Source organism: Cohnella sp. GCM10012308 (assembly GCF_042649185.1).
Classification (GTDB): Bacteria; Bacillota; Bacilli; order Paenibacillales; family Paenibacillaceae; genus Cohnella.
This window is the reverse complement of the sequence record NZ_JBHRYU010000003.1, coordinates 247,877-264,556: the sequence shown is the minus strand read 5'-3', so window position 1 is coordinate 264,556 and position 16,680 is coordinate 247,877. Positions and strand designations below refer to the sequence as shown.

The 16,680-nt window shown below is 55.1% G+C and carries 15 protein-coding genes; 11 read left to right on the top strand and 4 right to left on the bottom strand.

Going from position 1 to position 16,680, the window contains the following annotated elements; translation table 11 throughout:
- Positions 1 to 27: 27 nt before the first annotated feature.
- Positions 28 to 321 carry an iron chelate uptake ABC transporter family permease subunit gene (locus ACFOTD_RS06465; protein WP_378116883.1) on the bottom strand — a complete coding sequence of 98 codons (294 nt, stop codon included), beginning with the start codon at positions 319 to 321 and terminating at the stop codon, positions 28 to 30.
- Between the two features lie 458 nt (positions 322 to 779).
- On the opposite strand from ACFOTD_RS06465, the gene ACFOTD_RS06460 reads away from it, so the two are divergent.
- The 6 genes from ACFOTD_RS06460 (at position 780) to ACFOTD_RS06435 (ending at position 4,525) form a co-directional block, all read left to right on the top strand.
- A complete protein-coding gene (locus ACFOTD_RS06460) occupies positions 780 to 1,226 on the top strand; it encodes a VOC family protein (protein ID WP_378116881.1) in 447 nt (148 codons plus the stop codon).
- Positions 1,227 to 1,243: 17 nt separating this feature from the next.
- Entirely contained in the window at positions 1,244 to 1,633 is a 390-nt protein-coding gene (locus ACFOTD_RS06455) for a VOC family protein (RefSeq protein WP_378116879.1), read from the top strand.
- A 210-nt stretch (positions 1,634 to 1,843) separates the two neighbouring features.
- On the top strand, positions 1,844 to 2,404 hold the full coding sequence (locus ACFOTD_RS06450) for a riboflavin biosynthesis intermediates N-glycosidase (protein WP_378116877.1): 561 nt from the start codon (positions 1,844 to 1,846) through the stop codon (positions 2,402 to 2,404).
- Between the two features lie 2 nt (positions 2,405 to 2,406).
- Complete coding sequence (locus ACFOTD_RS06445) at positions 2,407 to 3,237, top strand: TIGR02452 family protein (RefSeq protein ID WP_378116875.1); 831 nt, start codon at positions 2,407 to 2,409, stop codon at positions 3,235 to 3,237.
- Between the two features lies 1 nt (position 3,238).
- Complete coding sequence (locus ACFOTD_RS06440; protein WP_378116873.1) at positions 3,239 to 3,403, top strand: hypothetical protein; 165 nt, start codon at positions 3,239 to 3,241, stop codon at positions 3,401 to 3,403.
- 414 nt (positions 3,404 to 3,817) lie between these two features.
- Entirely contained in the window at positions 3,818 to 4,525 is a 708-nt protein-coding gene (locus ACFOTD_RS06435) for a hypothetical protein (RefSeq protein WP_378116871.1), read from the top strand.
- Positions 4,526 to 4,591: 66 nt separating this feature from the next.
- Here ACFOTD_RS06435 and ACFOTD_RS06430 read toward each other — a convergent pair whose 3' ends face one another.
- The gene (locus ACFOTD_RS06430; protein WP_378116869.1) at positions 4,592 to 6,100 is read right to left on the bottom strand and encodes a vWA domain-containing protein; all 1,509 of its coding nucleotides are present in this window, start codon (positions 6,098 to 6,100) and stop codon (positions 4,592 to 4,594) included.
- Positions 6,101 to 6,288: 188 nt separating this feature from the next.
- Between ACFOTD_RS06430 and ACFOTD_RS06425 the strand changes: the two genes are divergently transcribed.
- Genes ACFOTD_RS06425 through ACFOTD_RS06415 form a run of 3 tightly spaced genes read left to right on the top strand, consistent with a single transcriptional unit; the run spans position 6,289 to position 8,560 of the window.
- Entirely contained in the window at positions 6,289 to 7,539 is a 1,251-nt protein-coding gene (locus ACFOTD_RS06425) for an FAD-binding oxidoreductase (RefSeq protein WP_378116867.1), read from the top strand.
- Between the two features lie 5 nt (positions 7,540 to 7,544).
- The gene (locus tag ACFOTD_RS06420) at positions 7,545 to 8,069 is read left to right on the top strand and encodes an MFS transporter (protein WP_378116865.1); all 525 of its coding nucleotides are present in this window, start codon (positions 7,545 to 7,547) and stop codon (positions 8,067 to 8,069) included.
- Positions 8,070 to 8,122: 53 nt separating this feature from the next.
- Positions 8,123 to 8,560, top strand: coding sequence for a VOC family protein (locus ACFOTD_RS06415; RefSeq protein WP_378116863.1), 438 nt, complete (start codon positions 8,123 to 8,125; stop codon positions 8,558 to 8,560).
- Between the two features lie 35 nt (positions 8,561 to 8,595).
- Here the strand turns inward: ACFOTD_RS06415 and ACFOTD_RS06410 are convergent, their stop codons facing one another.
- Together ACFOTD_RS06410 and ACFOTD_RS06405 are read right to left on the bottom strand one after the other, a co-directional pair.
- Entirely contained in the window at positions 8,596 to 10,296 is a 1,701-nt protein-coding gene (locus tag ACFOTD_RS06410) for a glycoside hydrolase family 3 protein (protein ID WP_378116861.1), read from the bottom strand.
- A gap of 18 nt (positions 10,297 to 10,314) precedes the next feature.
- The gene (locus ACFOTD_RS06405; RefSeq protein WP_378116859.1) at positions 10,315 to 12,693 is read right to left on the bottom strand and encodes a helix-turn-helix domain-containing protein; all 2,379 of its coding nucleotides are present in this window, start codon (positions 12,691 to 12,693) and stop codon (positions 10,315 to 10,317) included.
- A 191-nt stretch (positions 12,694 to 12,884) separates the two neighbouring features.
- Between ACFOTD_RS06405 and ACFOTD_RS06400 the strand changes: the two genes are divergently transcribed.
- Entirely contained in the window at positions 12,885 to 14,063 is a 1,179-nt protein-coding gene (locus ACFOTD_RS06400; RefSeq protein ID WP_378116857.1) for an SGNH/GDSL hydrolase family protein, read from the top strand.
- Positions 14,064 to 14,084: 21 nt separating this feature from the next.
- A complete protein-coding gene (locus tag ACFOTD_RS06395) occupies positions 14,085 to 16,655 on the top strand; it encodes a beta-mannosidase (protein ID WP_378117070.1) in 2,571 nt (856 codons plus the stop codon).
- Positions 16,656 to 16,680 lie beyond the last annotated feature (25 nt).

The window sequence follows — 16,680 nt, the reverse complement described above, 5'->3', positions numbered from 1 at the left end:
TAAGTTCATACGCCCAACTCGACAAGCTCAATAGCAGGCCGCTAATAAATTTGATAAGAGGCCGCACTGGGCTCGGCCTCTCAATCGGATCTTAACAGCAAGTATAAGGAGTAAAAGATGGACAGAACGGTAATGATAATACCTGTCGGTACGTCGCGACCGGCCTGACCGTGCGCGTGATCGTATCCGCAAGCAGAAGGGCAATAGGGCAATAGCTCTGACCAGGCCCGAGACTGGTAGCGTCCACTTGTGATTGTTCCCCACAAGCATGCGCGCAATATTAGGCGCGATCAGTCCGACAAAAAAAGAAATTGCCGCCAATCGACATGCTTCCCGACGCTAGCGCGATCGGCCTCACAGAGAGACATAGGAATAGTGGCTTGACCGCCACTCCAAGACCAAAAATTGTATCCTCGCCCAACTGAAGGGCATTGCAGCCGTGACTTATTAAAGATAATCAATCAGAAGATCAACCCCCCCGAATCAGGATCCAGCATAAACGTGAACAGGAGTGTCAAGGCGCCCATAACCGCTTCCTATCGGGAGCTGGAGCGATTGGGTGTCGTATAGCGAGAACCCGATCGCGACGGGGAACGAGGAAACGTCGCACCAGGCATAGCACTATCTATACAGGCAAACAAGCCGCCATGCAGCCCGAGGGCCTTGGCGGCTTATTTTACATGCCCAAAGTCAGTTGAAGTTGGCGGTAACGTACCGTTCCTATACAATGATCATAAAGTCCGTAAATTCAAGCGGATCGGGAATTAAGGAGCGGCGCGATGATTAAAAATTTGTACGAGACGCATTTACAGGTTACGGATTTGAATGCATCGATTGCTTTTTATAAGAAGCTGGGACTCGAACTTGCCTTAGTCATGGAAGAAAGAAAAGGGGCATTCTTTTACATCGGAAAGGAACGCCAATTGCTTGGCATTTGGGAAGTGCCGCAGGGCAGTGAGGTTAGTAAACGGCACTTTGCTTTTGGTACTGACCTGGATTTACTAAAGGATGCGATTGATTGGTTAAGAGAAAGAGGGATCGAACCTAAAAAAGCGCTTGGAAAAGAACCGATCGAGCCGGTCGTACATGCGTGGATGCCTGCGGCAGCCGTTTATTTCGACGATCCTGACGGCAACGAATTGGAGTTTATAGCCTGGCTGCCGGCTGAACCTAAGCAGATGGAGCATGCCGTCTATTTGAGCGAATGGAACGAAATGATGAAATAACAAAGGGGCGGCGCGTTATGTCTAACGTTTGGAAGCCGAAGGGATATTCCAGTGTTTCGCCGTATTTAGTCGTGCCGGATGCACAGCCAGTATTGGATTTCTTGCAAGAAGCTTTTGGCGCAAACGAGCTTAGACGTTATCATCGACCCGACGGTTCTATCATGCATGTCGAAGTTCAGATTGAGGATACGGTTGTCATGCTGGGTGAGGCCACGGATACTTGGGAGGCAACCGTTTCCCATCTGCATGTTTATGTCGAGAATGTAAGGGACGCTTATCGGAAGGCCGTTCATGCAGGCGGCGTATCCGTCATGGAGCCGGTCCGCAAAGAAGGAGATCCTGATCGACGCGCAGGCGTGAAGGACCCCGCCGGCAACACGTGGTGGATTGCAACGCAAGAGTCATAATGCAGGGTTAAGCGCAACAACATGTCTATTTCTTAGGCTCACAACATCGCCCGGGGGCTTTAAAGCCCTGGCGATGTTTTTTGCGCTTTAGGCAGAATTGGATTGACAATCCGAACCAATTGTATTAATTTGATAATATCAAAATGATAATAATAAAATGTCGGCAAATCTTATTATCGGCAAGCCTATTATAGAAAGCGGGAGATCTTTATGAACAACAAACTAGCGCAATTATGCCATGCATATAACGCAGGCGAGAAGCCGAAGTTCCTGTTCTTCTGGGGGCATACGCCGCCGACGGACGGAAGCGTAAATCAGAGCTGTCTCAGTCAATGGTGGATGTCAAGGTTTGAGGTCGACGGTAAAGCCTATTCCTGCACGGAACAGTACATGATGGCGGAAAAGGCGCGGCTTTTTGGCGATGCAGACGCGCTTCGTAAAATTATGAATGCCTCTCAGCCCAAGGAAATGAAGGCTTTAGGCCGCGCGGTCAAACATTTTCAAAGTACGGTCTGGGAACAGAACTGCTATGAGATCGTAAAAAGAGGTAACTACGCAAAGTTCTCGCAAGATCGGAAGCTGCGGGAATTTCTGAAGTCGACAAAAGATCTGATTCTCGTGGAGGCGAGCCCGTTCGACCGGATCTGGGGAATCGGGCTGGAGAAGGATCATCCGGATGCGAGAAATCCGCTAAAATGGCGGGGAGCAAATTTGCTGGGTTTTGCTCTTACCGAGGTTAGGGACCAATTGTTAGAAGAAGAGGAGAGTTAGCCGTGGATCGAAAGTTAATTGCGAGAGACACGCTCCAATATATGCAGCAGGGGTATTATTCGCTTAACGGGGAGCAAGTGGATATCGCCGACAAGCAGAAATATGCGGAGGACCAAAGCGTACTTGTCACGCCGGAGCGGGCTGAAGCAGCAGTGAGAAGTATCCGTGTGGACATGGTCGGCCCGTTGGCTGAATGCTCGGTTGTAAATGTGGCGACCGTCAAGGCCATCCTAAACTTGGTCGAGTCGGGAAAGGAACATGTAGGCGTCCTTAACTTTGCCAGCGCCAAAAATCCGGGCGGCGGATTTTTAAACGGGGCAATGGCACAAGAGGAAAGCTTGGCTGCCTCGAGCGGTTTATACGGCACGCAGCTTCGGCACGAACGATTCTATAAGGCGAATCGCGCATGCGGCTCGATGATGTACACGCATCATGCCATCTACTCCCCTGACGTCGTCTTTTTCAGAGATGAGAAGTTTATCCTTCTGCCCAAGCCAATCACGGCTTCGGTCCTGACACTGCCTGCCGTTAACTACGGACAGGTCGTGTTAAAGGGAGAAGACACCGAGCTGGCGCTGCGCGTTATGAAGGAACGAATGCGTATCGCATTGGCCCTATTCGCTAAAAACGGAGATAAAAATCTGATCTTAGGGGCATATGGCTGCGGTGTTTTCAGGAATGATCCGGTAAAAGTCGCGGGCTGGTGGAAGGCGCTTTTGGTGGAAGAGGGTTATGGCTCGCTATTTGAGCATATTACATTTGCGGTTCTGGACGGTTCGAAGAATGGTTTTTGCATCAAGGCATTTGAGGACGCATTTGGCAGGGCTAAATAAGATGAACAACCATCTGAGTGCTGAAGAAGAATTGTATGCATTGCCTGTCGTGTTTAAGTCCAGATTGAAGCCACGCGCGCATCTCATCTATGGTTTGATGGTCTCCCTATTTGCCGGTCTTGAGAAAGCCATATATGATGCTCACGGACGAATGGCTGGAGTATAAGTGGTTATTCGGTCATAAATTTGTTGCCCTATCTTCCATTCATCATATGGCTTTTTTATCGGAACGGGGCGCAGCTTTTCTCGGCATTTGGGCTCATCAAGAGGGCAAGCTCACATTTTGGGAAAAGACAGATCGGGCTTTTGGGCGGGACTATGCAGTCGGCATTCCCCTGGGGACATTTGCGGACGTCGACTTTGACAAGCTGTGTCGTACAATTTTGTCCAGGATTGATCTTCAACGAGAGGAACAATTATGACACCGAATTATGACACCGATAAAGAAGGCCAGTCGTCCTGAGGGGCGCTGGCCTTCTGACGTGAATGGGCATCCGAGCGAGGTACTATAAAAAGTTGGAACTATGATGAATATACTTATCTCCTTATGATCGAATCAAACGGTTGAAGGAGAATACATATGGGAGCTTGGAGGACGTTTTGGAAGACGATTTACATGCTTTCTGCCGTAGGTGTCGGCGCCGGATGCTTTTATGCATTTTTATTTTTTGCTTTTAACTTTGGAGATGGTCTGCTCGGCAACGATAACAACGCAGCCGCTTTCGCAGTAGCTGCCTTAGCGATAGCGGGCACGGCCGGTTTTCTTTTTCTTGGAAGGCTGCTCTACAGCTCTTATGAATATATAGGCCCGGCGCTCGTCATCATCTTTGGGGCCGCTATATTCACAATGCCTCTTATTCAAACGGGGTCTCATCTGATGGACGTATATGACGCGAACCGTGCCAAGCCTTATTTTACAAAGTACATACAGGAATTCAAAGAGACCTCTGCAGAGCGGATTGCGCCACTGGAATTGGATGATAGGCGGAGCAAGGCCGAAACATTAAGCCATTGGAAGGAGGGTCTAGATGGCATTCAAATTATGCTGAGAAAAAAGGATGGAACGCTGTCCGTTGAGGAATTAAAAAAAGTATTGGCGGCTATTCCTCCTGCAAGGTACGAGGTGAGCATATCTATCTATTACGGAGATTTTAAAGAATCGCCATACGGCCAGTATTCGACTGTGTTATGGATTAGCAATCATCCATCGGAGCCAATTCATTGTGACTCCAGCGATTATCAAAATAATCCGTGTGTCGTTGTAGAGGAGCTCGAAAGCATAAAATAAAAGTGGCATTCGAACTCCCCTATGAAACGACCGATCGATGAACCCAATAGAAGCCGTGGAGGATGCTTATTTTCCCCGAACCTCCATAAACGTCTTAACCAACTCCCCGAACGCTTCCTGCCGCTCGCTGGTCGCGTGCTTCTCCGCTGTCTGGAGAACATTTTGCAGGCGGCTTTCCCCGACACCTTCGCTGTCCTTCATGATCTTGGCAAATTCGGCGACGGCAGCGATGAATAAGGTGGCATCGGACAGCGCCTCGGAGGGACCGATGGATGCGGACGATTCGCGCGACCGATTGTTGTCGTCCACGTCCTTGTACCGAATCGTGACTTGGCCCCAAGGCTTGGTTGCGCCTTCTTCCAATTGAAGCTCGTAGAGCGCGGTGACGGAGTGCCCGGCGCCCACCTCGCCGCCGTCTACTTTATTGTTGCGGAAATCTTCATCCGCGATCGCGCGGTTCTCATAACCCAGGAGGCGGTAGCCCTTCACCTGCGCAGGGTCGAACTCAACCTGAATCTTGGCGTCCTTGGCGATCGTCTGCAGCGTCTCGTTCAACTGCTCCTGGAAGATTTTTTTCGCTTCATCCATATCGTCAATATAAGCGTAGGCGCCATCGCCCTGGTCGGCCAGCTGCTCCATCAACACGTCGTTATAATTGTCCATGCCGAATCCGAAGGTACTGAGGTACAGGTTCCTGGCGGCATAATCTTCAACCGTACGGAGAATGCCCTCGGGACCGGTCTCGCCAACATTGGCCACGCCGTCGGAGCACAGGATCACGCGGTTAATCGCTTTTTCGTCATACATCTTATCCGCCATTTTGTAGCCTTGCAGCAGTCCGGCTTCCGCATTCGTCGAGCCTTCGATCTGAAGATCTTTGATTGCCGCTAGAATGGCATCCTCGTCCTCGATCGACGTAGGCGTCAGAACCGTCCGCGCCGTCGAGCCGTAGACGACGATGCCGATCCGGTCGTTAGGCTTCAGTTGATTGACCAGCAGCGACAAGCTCCGCTTGACCAAGCCGATCCGGTTGTCTTGATCCATGGAGCCGGATACGTCGATTACAAACGTCAGATTCGCTCTTTTCCGCGCCTCCGACTCGATCTCCTTGCCCTTGATGCCGATCCGGACGAGCTGCGTGCCTGCTTCCCCGAACGGAGAAGGGCCGGCGTCGACATGAATGGCGAACGCATCGTTCTTGGGCGGCGCATCGTTCAGATCGAAGTAATTGACGAACTCCTCCAGTCTGATCGCCTCTTGGGGAGGCACGTTCCCGCCTTCAATGTAGCTTCTAGCCAATGTATAGGAGCCCGTATCTACATCCATCGCGAACGTGGACAGCCTGTCATCTTCTGTAGACACATAGGGGTTGGTCCCGTAATCCTGGAAAAACATATCGGAGGGCGTGGAGGCTCGCGGGGCGTGTGTGCTTGAGGCTGCGGCTTCTTTAGAAACTGCTTGGGATTTCGATTCCGGTGCACGGTTGGCGGCGGAATCGTTGTCGCTGCTTGAACTGCAACCTGCGACCAGCGCGCCAATCAAGAGTACGGACAATAAGCCTAATTTCTTTTCCATTTGGACACCCCCGATTAGTGAATAGCGGTTTCTTTTAACAAATGCCATTCGATCGCACAATGTTACAAAATGATTACATAAACATTTCTGTTGTGTAACGATGTGCGTTATTTAGACGATCCAGGTAGAGGGAATGTTGCAAGTAATGTAAAATTTATCCTCATTCAGATTGAGTCGTGGAGGCTTAAATGAAGAAGACGCTCGCACTCTCGATCGCCGGGCAACGGCATAGTCAGGGCGGCCATACCTATTACAAAGACAGTATTGTAGTAGACATGACTGCGTACAGACGCGTGCTTGCGTTCGATCCGGAGCAAAAAAAGATCCGCATCCAGGCAGGCGCGACATGGCAGGACGTGCAGGATTATGTCAACGCGTACGGTCTGGCCGTGAAGACAATGCAGTCGCAGAACATTTTTACGATCGGCGGCTCGCTAAGCGTAAACGCGCATGGCCGCGATATCCGCAACGGCTCTCTGATCAAGAGAGTCGAATCGTTCAGGCTGCTCGTGGCGGATGGCCGCATCCTCAATGTCAGCCGCACTGAAAATGCCGATCTCTTTCCGCTTGCTATCGGCGGCTACGGCCTGTTCGGGATCATTCTCGACGTGACGCTCTCCTTGACGGACAATGAGATGTATCGGATCGCGATCGACCACGTAGACGTGGAATCGTACAGCCGCTATTTTGCCGAGAAGGTGAAGGGCAATCCCGATGTTCGTTTACATATTGCGCGGATCTCGGTGGCTCCGGCGCACTTTTTGACTGAAATGTATGCGATCAATTATTTGTCGGACCCTTCGGTGCCATTGGAGGGACACGATCGGCTTAAGACGCGCGAGACAGGCGTTATTCCAACCAAAATCATGTTTAACCTGAACCGTTCTTTCGGATGGGGAAAAGATACGCTATGGTCGCTACAAAAGCGTTATTTTGCAAAGCAGCAGGGGATGCTGGTCACGCGAAACAACGCTATGCGATCCGAGTCGGCATTTATGGCGTACCGTCAAGCGGGGCGCAATGACTTGCTGCAGGAGTATTTCGTGCCGGTGCAGGAGTTTGCAGGTTTTGTAGACGACTTCAGAAGCGTACTGCAGAACGAAAAATTGAATCTGCTGAATATCACGGTGCGCTACGTCAATCACGACGAGGAAGCGACGCTGTCCTATGCCAAGGAAGATATGTTCGCGCTGGTCTGCTTGTTTAACGTGCCGCTATCGCAGCAAGGCCAAGCCGAAGCGCAATCAGGCATTCAGAATGTACTCGATCGCGTCATCGCGCATCGCGGAACGTACTATTTGCCGTATGCCGCCTATCCGCGGCTCGACCAATTTCGAGCGGCATATCCGAAGCAGGCTGCTTTTTTTCAGAAAAAGGAGCAATACGATCCGAATCACCTATTTATGAATTACTTTTACACGGACTATAAGGGAGGGTAGCAGGGATGAACGCAACGTGGCTCATTCGCTCGCAAAGCATCGTGACGCTCGCGGCGGGTATGATCTATCCGTATTACTTATTATTCCTCAAAAACCTGGGCAACAGCTTCTCGAAATACGGGCTTGCGTTTGCGGTGTTCACGATCAGCTCCGCGGCGCTGTCGCAGGTATTGGCCCGGCGGCTGGACCGCCACGGCGTCGGGATGCTGGCCTGGAGCGCGATCGGCATGATGTCCGCGATGTTCGCCTTCCCGTGGGTGGAGAGCTATACGATGGTGCTGCTTCTGCAGTTTCTTATGGGCGTCTGCAATGCCATGCAAAATGAGCGAACGGCTGCTCATCGCCGACCATACGCGTCAAGGCGAGCGCGGTGCGGTCATCGGCTCGTTTCATTTCTGGACCTCCGTCGCCTCCGGGTTAGCGATTATCATCGGCGGCTACATCATCGATTGGCTGACGATCGACGTTCTGTTCTATATAAGCGGGTTGTTGTATGCTATCAGCGCGGGGGTTACATGGCGGTGGGGTAAATTAACGACACGGATCTGAGCAATCTTAATCGAATAATGAGGAGGCATCCAGCATGAAAATCCAACGCATCGACCACATCGGCATCAACGTCAACGATCTGGCCGCGGCCAAAGCTTTTTTCGTCGAATTCGGGCTCGAGGTGCATGGGGAATGGGAAGCGGAGGGCGCTTGGCTGGACGTGATCGTCGGGCTTGAGAACGTGAAGACGTCCTGCGTCGCCTTGCGCTCGCCGGACGGCCAGACGTGGCTGGAGCTGGTCCAGTACATCCATCCAACGGATGAAGACGGCGTTCGGCAGACGCATTCGAATACATTGGGCATCCGTCATATTTGCCTGGCCGTCGATGATATCGAAGCGATCGTCGACAACATGAAAAAGAAAGGCATGGAAGCCTTTAGTGAAATACAGAATTATAAAGATATCTATAAGATGTGCTACGTCCGCGGGCCGGAGGGCATTATTCTGGAGCTCGCGGAGCGGATTAGCTAAATATAGCAGGTCAGGCGCATTTAAAAGCAATCATCTCAGTCATGCGCGAACAGCCGCGCGTTGATCGGCCGTTCCCCCGTGCCGGCAATGGCCTTCAAGAGCTGCTCCGCCGTGCAATCGATATCGCCGTAGGTGTTCACGATGGTGTCGATCGAAGCCGCATATTCCTTGTGCACGAAGGGATGGAAGTGGGCGACGAAAATAACCGGCGTCCCCAGCTTGGTCCAGCCGCCCATCATGTTCCTCGCCACCTCGTCGTGCAGCCGGACGACATTGAGCCCGTAGCTTAAGCGGCCTCCGATCGAGCAAATAATTACGTCGTAGGCCTGATCGGCCGCGACCTGGAACAAAGCGTCGGGACCGGGGTCGAGCCATTGGTCGACCGTTCCGGCGTGTTTGGCGATCTCGCGTTTCATTCGATCCCAGAGCTCGCCGTAGCGGTCGTGGTTATTGACGATCACGACATGAAGAACCTTCGTTGCAGGTGTGAAGCGGTAAGGAAGCAGTCCGTCCCGATCCCGGACGACGGTAATGCTCCGTTCCGAGACGGCCTCCGCAACCGCTGCTGCATGGGCCGCTTTATCCGGAACGGCGCCTTCCCGTTCCGCGCCAGCGATACGGGCCGTGCTGTTCCTCGCTGTGATCTCCTGTCCTTCAGGCTGCCGTACCGCGATCCCCTGCTCGCTGCGCTCCCGTTCCTGCCCTGCGATCGCCCCGTTTGCCTCGAACAGCCCGAACTGCGCCTTCAACGACACGATGCGGCTCGCCCGGTCCCGGAGCGTCTCGAGCGTCAAGCTGCCCTCGCTGTGCCGCCGCTCCATCTCCGCATAGAAGCGCTCGTCCATCTGCGGGAACAGCAGCATGTCGCAGCCGTTCGTCAGCGCCGCCGCGCAGGCGTCGTAATAGTTCATATAGCCGACGACCCCGCCCATATTGATCGCATCGGACACGATCAAGCCTTCGAAGCCCATATCCTGCCGCAGCAGCTCGATCAGCAGCTTCCTCGATACCGTCGCCGGCGGATACAGGCCGCGCGCGTCTGGCTCGTCGAAGGCGGGCAGCGCGATATGTCCCGGCATCACCGTCATGGCGCCCCGATCGATTAATTCCTGGAAGACGCGCCCCGGCCCGTTGCGCCACGAGGCCGCGTCAAGCGGCAGGTTCGGCGTGGTCAGATGCTGGTCCCAGGAGGAGAAGCCGTCTCCCGGAAAATGCTTGATCGTAGCCATCATGCCGTTCTCCTGCAAGCCATTCATATAGCCGCCTGCGATCTTCGCGACCTGCTCCGGCTTGTGGCCGGCGCTTCTCGTGCTCACGACGGGGCTATCCGCATCCGACGCCATATCCGCGACCGGCGAGAAGGTCCAGTTAAAGCCGATCTCTCCGGCTTCCGCCGCTGCGATTCGCCCGACCTCGTAGGCGAGTTCCTCCGAATTCGCCTGGCTGAGTCCCATCATCGAAGTGAACCTCGTGGCGCCCCGTATCATATTGCCGGGCCCGCACTCCATATCGCTGACGATAAACGGAGGGACTTCGCTGACGTCCTTCAAGCGGCGTATCGCTTCCCGTAGCTCCGCGCGATCCATAGGATGGAAGAACATCGCGCCGAATTCCTCGAGCCGCTCCGCGCCGACGTGTCCCAGGGTCGGGCAGCAGACTTGCTTCAGCAGCCGGCGGAAGTCCATTTCCTCGACGATGCGCCTGGCGCTGTCCGTTACGATAATGCGGTACTTCATAAAGGGAGACCCTCTTTCTTATTCCGTATGGGATCCGGATTGCTTCAGCTGCTTGACGGTACTCTGCAAGGCATATTCCTTCGGCGTAACGCCGAACCGTTTTTTGAACAGGCTGAAGAAATAGGTTTCGTTCAGCACGCCCACCTTTTCCACGATCTCGCGTACGCTGACTTCGCTTCCGGTCAATAATTCCGCCGCCTTCGTCAGCCTTGTCTCGTTGATGAAGTCGGCAATGGATACCCCCATCACCTCCTTGAAGAGATTGCCGAGGCGCCGCTGCGTGATCTTCATCATCGAGGCGATCGAAGCGAGGCATAGCGTCGGATCGTCGTAGTGCGTCAATATGTATTCGGACACCGTTTCGACGACGTAATGGTTGACCTTGGGAGGCGGAGGTTCTCCGCCTTCATGCGTGCGCAGCGCCTGGCCAAGCGTATCGACGAGCCTGTCGAAGATCCCGCCCAGAGTCTCGTTCTCCATGATCGACAGCGAGAAGGCGGAGAGATCGATCGGAAGCGCCGATACGTCGGCGGCGAGGCGCAGCTCCAGCGTTTTTTTCGCGGTTTCCAGCAAGCGGAAGGTAGAAGCCATCGCATCGTAGTAGCTCAGCTCGGTCATCTCATCGAATAACGGCTTCAGGGCACGTTCAATTCCGGACAGATCGCCTTTAAGGATCGCTTCTCGAAGCTGCTCTTCAAGCGGCTTGGAATAGCCCTTCTTCTTGCCGGCTTCGTTGGCGAGGACCGCCTTCGAATCGATGACGGAGCGATGGCCGTAGATAAACCGGTATACGGACTGCTCCAGCGCTTTGTTGTAGAGCGTGGGCAAGGCCTCGATCCGATGCAGGGCAGGACTGAGGGAAGCGGTAAAAGTGATTTTGTAATACTGCTGGACGAATTGCTGCGCCTCCCGGATCAACGCGGCTATTTCTTCCTCGAATGTCTCGCCCTCCGACGGGAGGCTGAGCATGATCGCGACATGGTCGTCCCGCAGGTCGAGGCCTTCGTTCACGTATTTCTTGGCCACCCATTCGGAAGCGATATTGATGATGGCGTAACGGATCGTTTCCTTATCCTGCGCGGAGAAGGTTTGCTGGAAGCTCCTGTAGTTATCGATTTTGAGGAGCAATACGGCATAGGTGCCTTCCAGGGGCAGGGCGATCTTCGTTTCGCGGAAAATGTCCGCCAGTTCCGCCTGGCCCAGCTTCACCTTTTCCGTCAGCAGCCGATTCAGCCAATAATGCTTGATGACGTCTTCATATTGGTAGCGCTGCTTATCGAATAGGTTCAATTGCTCCATGGATTGCTTGTAAACCGAGTCCAGGTACGAAATTTCGTCTCCGGTCCCCCGCAGATCGAATTTGTGCATCCGTCCCGCGGATATCGTCTGTACGAGATTGCCGATCGGGCTGTAGATTTTGCGGGAAATGCTCACGGAAATCGCGATGGCCATCAGCAGGACGAACGCCGTAATGAAGAGGATGCTGGTTTTGAAGCTGTTTAAGTAGCCATTGACCTCAAGCGCCGGCTGGATCTTCATCAAGGTCATGCCGATGCTGTCCATATAGCTGAAGGTAACCAGGTACTGGGTATCCATATAGGTCCGCTTGAAGGAGCCGTCGTCCGACCGGGCGGCATGGGACTGCTTGTAACGCGTGAATTCCTGCTGAAACCAATTTAGTTTAGTCTGCTTCTCGACGGCTTGATCGGCATCCACGATATCGTCCTGCTGATCGAGAAGGAAGATGCTGCTCTTCTTTTGCGGGTCGATCATGTTGATTTGCCGGATATTCTCGAGCAGCCACTCCGGTTTGACGTTGATGACCAGCGCGCTCGGTTTTTCATCGTTCGTCGGCGTCTCGTACATAAAATAGGAAAGAACGTGTTCGCTCTCGACCCGCCCGTTCATCACCTTATGGATATCGCGATAAATCGGCTTCAACTTGGGCAGCACCTGGTCGGCATCCTGCAGCTCGGACAGCTGCGTATCGTTGAAGAAGACCGGAGAGCCGGCGTTGTAAAACTGATCCAGATTGCGATTGTAAATGGTGATGGAATGAACGTAAGGATACGACGAAGTTAAGGCGGTTACGGCGGTGTTCATCCGGATAATGACATCGACCATATTCTCCTCTTTCGCGTACATGATCTTATTGATATCCCCGTTCAGGAAGATCGATTGCGCAAGCCGGGTAATGGCGTCGTTCATCAGGTTCGTATTGTATTTGACCTGGAACAGGATTTTCTGGTTGTTGTCCGACTCCTTCTTGACCATCAGGCTTTGCGCGTTCCAATAGATGACGACCGACAGAATGCCGACGATAAACAAGGCGGAAGCGCTGAACCACAACACCATCTTCAGAAGAATTTTCGATTTGACTTTGTTCTTCAGCTTCATGCACGGGCTTCCCCTTATTGGTCTGGTAGAAGCTAAGATAGCCCAGGCCATGCAAAAAGTAAATATAACGGACAAATCTCGTAGGAACGAACATTATTTAGAGCGTTTATTTGAAGAGACCGACGCAAATCAAAGTGTACGCCGGAAGCGGGGCCCGCTAGATTTAAGGAAAACAGCGGAGAACGAGGTGGATGGGTACGGACACGATTATAACAAGAAGCAGCCTGACGCGGACGAGAAACAAGCTCCGGAGCGGCACGGTGACGTTGGGATTCATCGGAGGATCGATCACGGAGGACGGCAGATCGGCGCACAATTGGCCGGAGCCGGTGACGCGCTGGTTCGCGGAGACGTTTCCCCGCACCCGGATCGTCGTCGAGAACGCGGCGATCGGCGCCACGGGCAGCGACCTGGCGCTGTTCCGGGCGGAGCGGGATCTGATCGAACGCCATTGCGATCTGATCTTCGTCGAATTCGCCGTCAATGACTATCTGACGGCGTCCGAGCCCCGCATGCGGGCAAGAGAAGGGCTGCTCCGCAAATTGCTGGCGGACGGCCGCAGCGAACTGGTCCTGGTCTATACCTACAGCCAAAGAATGTACGAAGCGATGTCGCGCAAGGAAGTGCCGGACTCGATCGCCGAGTTCGAGCAGCTGGCCGGGCATTACGGGATCAGCTCGGTGTGGGCGGGGCGCCATGCGTGGGAGGAAGTAGTCAAAGGACGCATGACCTGGGACGAATGGCTGCCGGACGGGCTGCACCCGACCCATCGGGGAAGCCTGAGTTACGGCCAATGCGTGATTGCCTTGTTGGAGCGGGAGCTGACGGCAGCGCCCCAGGCAGCAGCACTCCATGCAGCACCGCTCCATGCAGCATCACTCCATGCAGCATCGCCCGATGCCGATACCGATGCGGACGCGTCAAATCCGCCTGTGCGTGCGCTGCCGCAGGCCCTCAATCCCCATCACTGGGAGCGTACGGAGCTTGTGCCGTTCGAAGAGGTGCAGCTGGAGGGACCCTGGACGATCAGGCGGGCGGTTGCCTTGATGCCCAGAGTGGACCGGCTGCTGAGCACCTCGGCGATCGGCGCGACGCTCTCTTTCTCGTTCTCGGGAAGAGGGCTGGTCCTGGTGTTCGACTTCGGCAAGAAGTCGGCGGAATTCGTCTACCGGCTGGACGGGGGAGAGGCCGTCGCGGTCAGCCGCGACAGACCGGATTGGTGCAAAGACGGCGGCTGGCTTCGGCCGTACTGGATCGCGGACGAGCTGCCGGAGGGCCGGCATCATATCGAGCTCGAGGTCGTTCACGGCAACCGCGAGGATTGCAGGGGAACCGATTTTCATTTAGGAATAATCGGGATTTTGAAATAGGAGGGTGTCGGCTTGAGACGAATGGCATTGAATCAGGATTGGTTTGTCCGTTACGAGGAGCTCCACAGGGGACCGGAGCACGCTTCGGAGGTGATGCGGCAGACGGAAGGCTGGCTCGGCACGCAGGTGCCTTGCGACGTCCATATGCCGCTGATCGAAGCGGGCATCATCCCGGAACCGCTGGAAGGCCTGAATTCCTTCGCGTGCGAGTGGACGCAGCTGAAATCCTGGTGGTTCAAAACGAGCTTTCAGCTTGATCCGGAATTTATGGTCTACGATACGGTCGAGCTGTCCCTGGAATCGCTGGACGCCGAGGCGGACGTCTTTCTGAACGGCCGACACATCGGCCACCATCGCAGCGCGTTCTATCCGTTTACGCGGAATGTCAGGGAGGCGTTGGCGGAAGGGGACAATTCGCTGTGGGTGCGGGTCACGTCGGGGGTCGAGCATTTCAGCGACATGGATACGGCGTTTCTTAAAAATAACCTGATCGACTGCGAAGCGTACGGCAGAGGAGACCCGCGCAGAACGTTCGTCCGGAAGCCGCAATACGGCTTCGGCTGGGATTGGGGACCGAAGGTGCCGACCTGCGGCATCATGGGAGAGGTCACGCTGACCGGTTACCGGGAGCTCGCGATCCGGGGCGTCAGAGCCTTTACGAAAAAGGCGGATGTACGGGCGGAACTGCGGGTCGAGGTGGAATTGGAGAGCTTCCTTCCCCTGGCGACGACGGAAGCGACGATCGCCGTCGAGGTGCTGGACGGCGTTCGCGTCGTCCTGTCTCTGGAGGAGGAGGTATGCGTCCACTCCGGGGTTCACTTTCTGGACCTGGAAGGCGTCGTCGAAGGCGCAAAGCTTTGGTGGCCCAACGGGATGGGAGACCCTCACCTCTACGAGATCCGGGTTGCCGCGAAGACGGCGCGTGGACGCGTCGAGTTTCCGGCTTTCCGGCACGGCATCCGCTCGGTTCGGCTATTGCAGGATAGGGTGGGGGAAGATGAACGGCTGTTCGCGATCGAGATTAACGGCGTCCGCGCCTTCTGCAAAGGGGCGAACTGGATTCCCGCCGATTCGATCCATGCCCGGGTATCGGACGGGAAATATGCGACGCTGATTGGAGAAGCCCGGGAGGCCCAGTTCAACATGCTGCGGGTATGGGGCGGAGGCCTCTACGAACGCGACGCGTTTTATCGCGAATGCGACGAGAACGGCATTATGGTCTGGCAGGATTTTATGTTCGCCTGCGGGCTGTTTCCCGATCACTTGGCGTGGTTCCGGAAGGAAGCGGAGGCGGAGATGGACTATCAGACCCGACGCCTGCGCAACCATCCTTCGCTTGTCCTCTGGTGCGGGGACAACGAAGACCATTGGGCCATCGTGCAATGGACCGCGGAAGGGCGGAAGCCGCCCTTCTTCGGGGGAGCGACGCTCTACAACGAGCTCGCTCCGCGGGCCGTCAGGCGGAATTGTCCGGATATTCCGTACTGGAACGGCTCCCCGTACGGAGGCGCGCAGCCGAACGATCACCGGATGGGCGACGTGCATCACTGGCATGAAGGCATGATGAGCCCGGATATGGAGAAGCGCATCGCGCCCGAAGCCTACGATCGCCTCGACGCCAAGTTCGTGTCCGAATACGGCTACGTGGGACCCTGCCGCCGATCCTCGATCGAGGCATACCATGGCGGGTCTCCTCTGGACCGGGACGGGGACTTATGGAAGTACCATAACAACTTCTTCGAGAAGGATACCGTCGCCGCGGGCGTGAGCAAGCATTATATCGACGCCGAGGGCCTCTCGATCGACGAATACCTGCACTATGCGGGCGTGTGTCAGGGGCTCATGTACGGCTATTCGCTGGAGTCGTTCCGCTACAAGGAGCGCTGCTCGGGCGGCTTGTTCTGGATGTATAACGACTGCTGGGGCGAGGTGGGCTGGTCGATTATCGACTATTACGCGACGCGGAAGATCGCTTACTACTACGTGAAGCGGGCATTCGACCCGATCAAGCTCATTATCCGCCGGGAAGGCGGCGTCGCGAGGGTGATCGGGATCAACGAAACGCCGGTACCGGTCCGGCTGGAGGCGGAGGCGGGGTATGTCTCCTTCGACGGCCAGCAGCGCGAGACGCGCCCGGTCGCGATCGAGCTGCCCGCGCATTCGCGCGGCGAGGTGCTGACGCTGCCGCTGGGCGAGCGCGATTATCTGCAGGGCACGCTGGCCGTCATTCCGCGCGGCGCTTCGCCGCAAGGCCACGGCTCTACTGCGCCGGGGAACGGCGCATCCCCGCAGGAGCGCGGCATTGCGCCGGCGACGCTCCGAACGGAGGTGTTCCGCAAGCTGCGGATCTCTGCCGCGGAGCTGAAGATTTCGTCCTTCGAGGTGCGCGGGGACGAAGCGAGCTTCACGGTAAGCTCGGATACGTACGCGCATGCGGTGCATTTCCGCCTGGATGATCGGACAAGGCTGTCCGACGAATACTTTGATTTGCTTCCGGGAGAGAGCCGGCAAGTGACCGTATACGGCGTCGACGCTTCGTTCTCTAGCGAGGGGCTTCGGCCGACGAGCATTTGCAGACCCGAGCAAGCCTAGTTAACCGAGTGAACCGAACACGGGA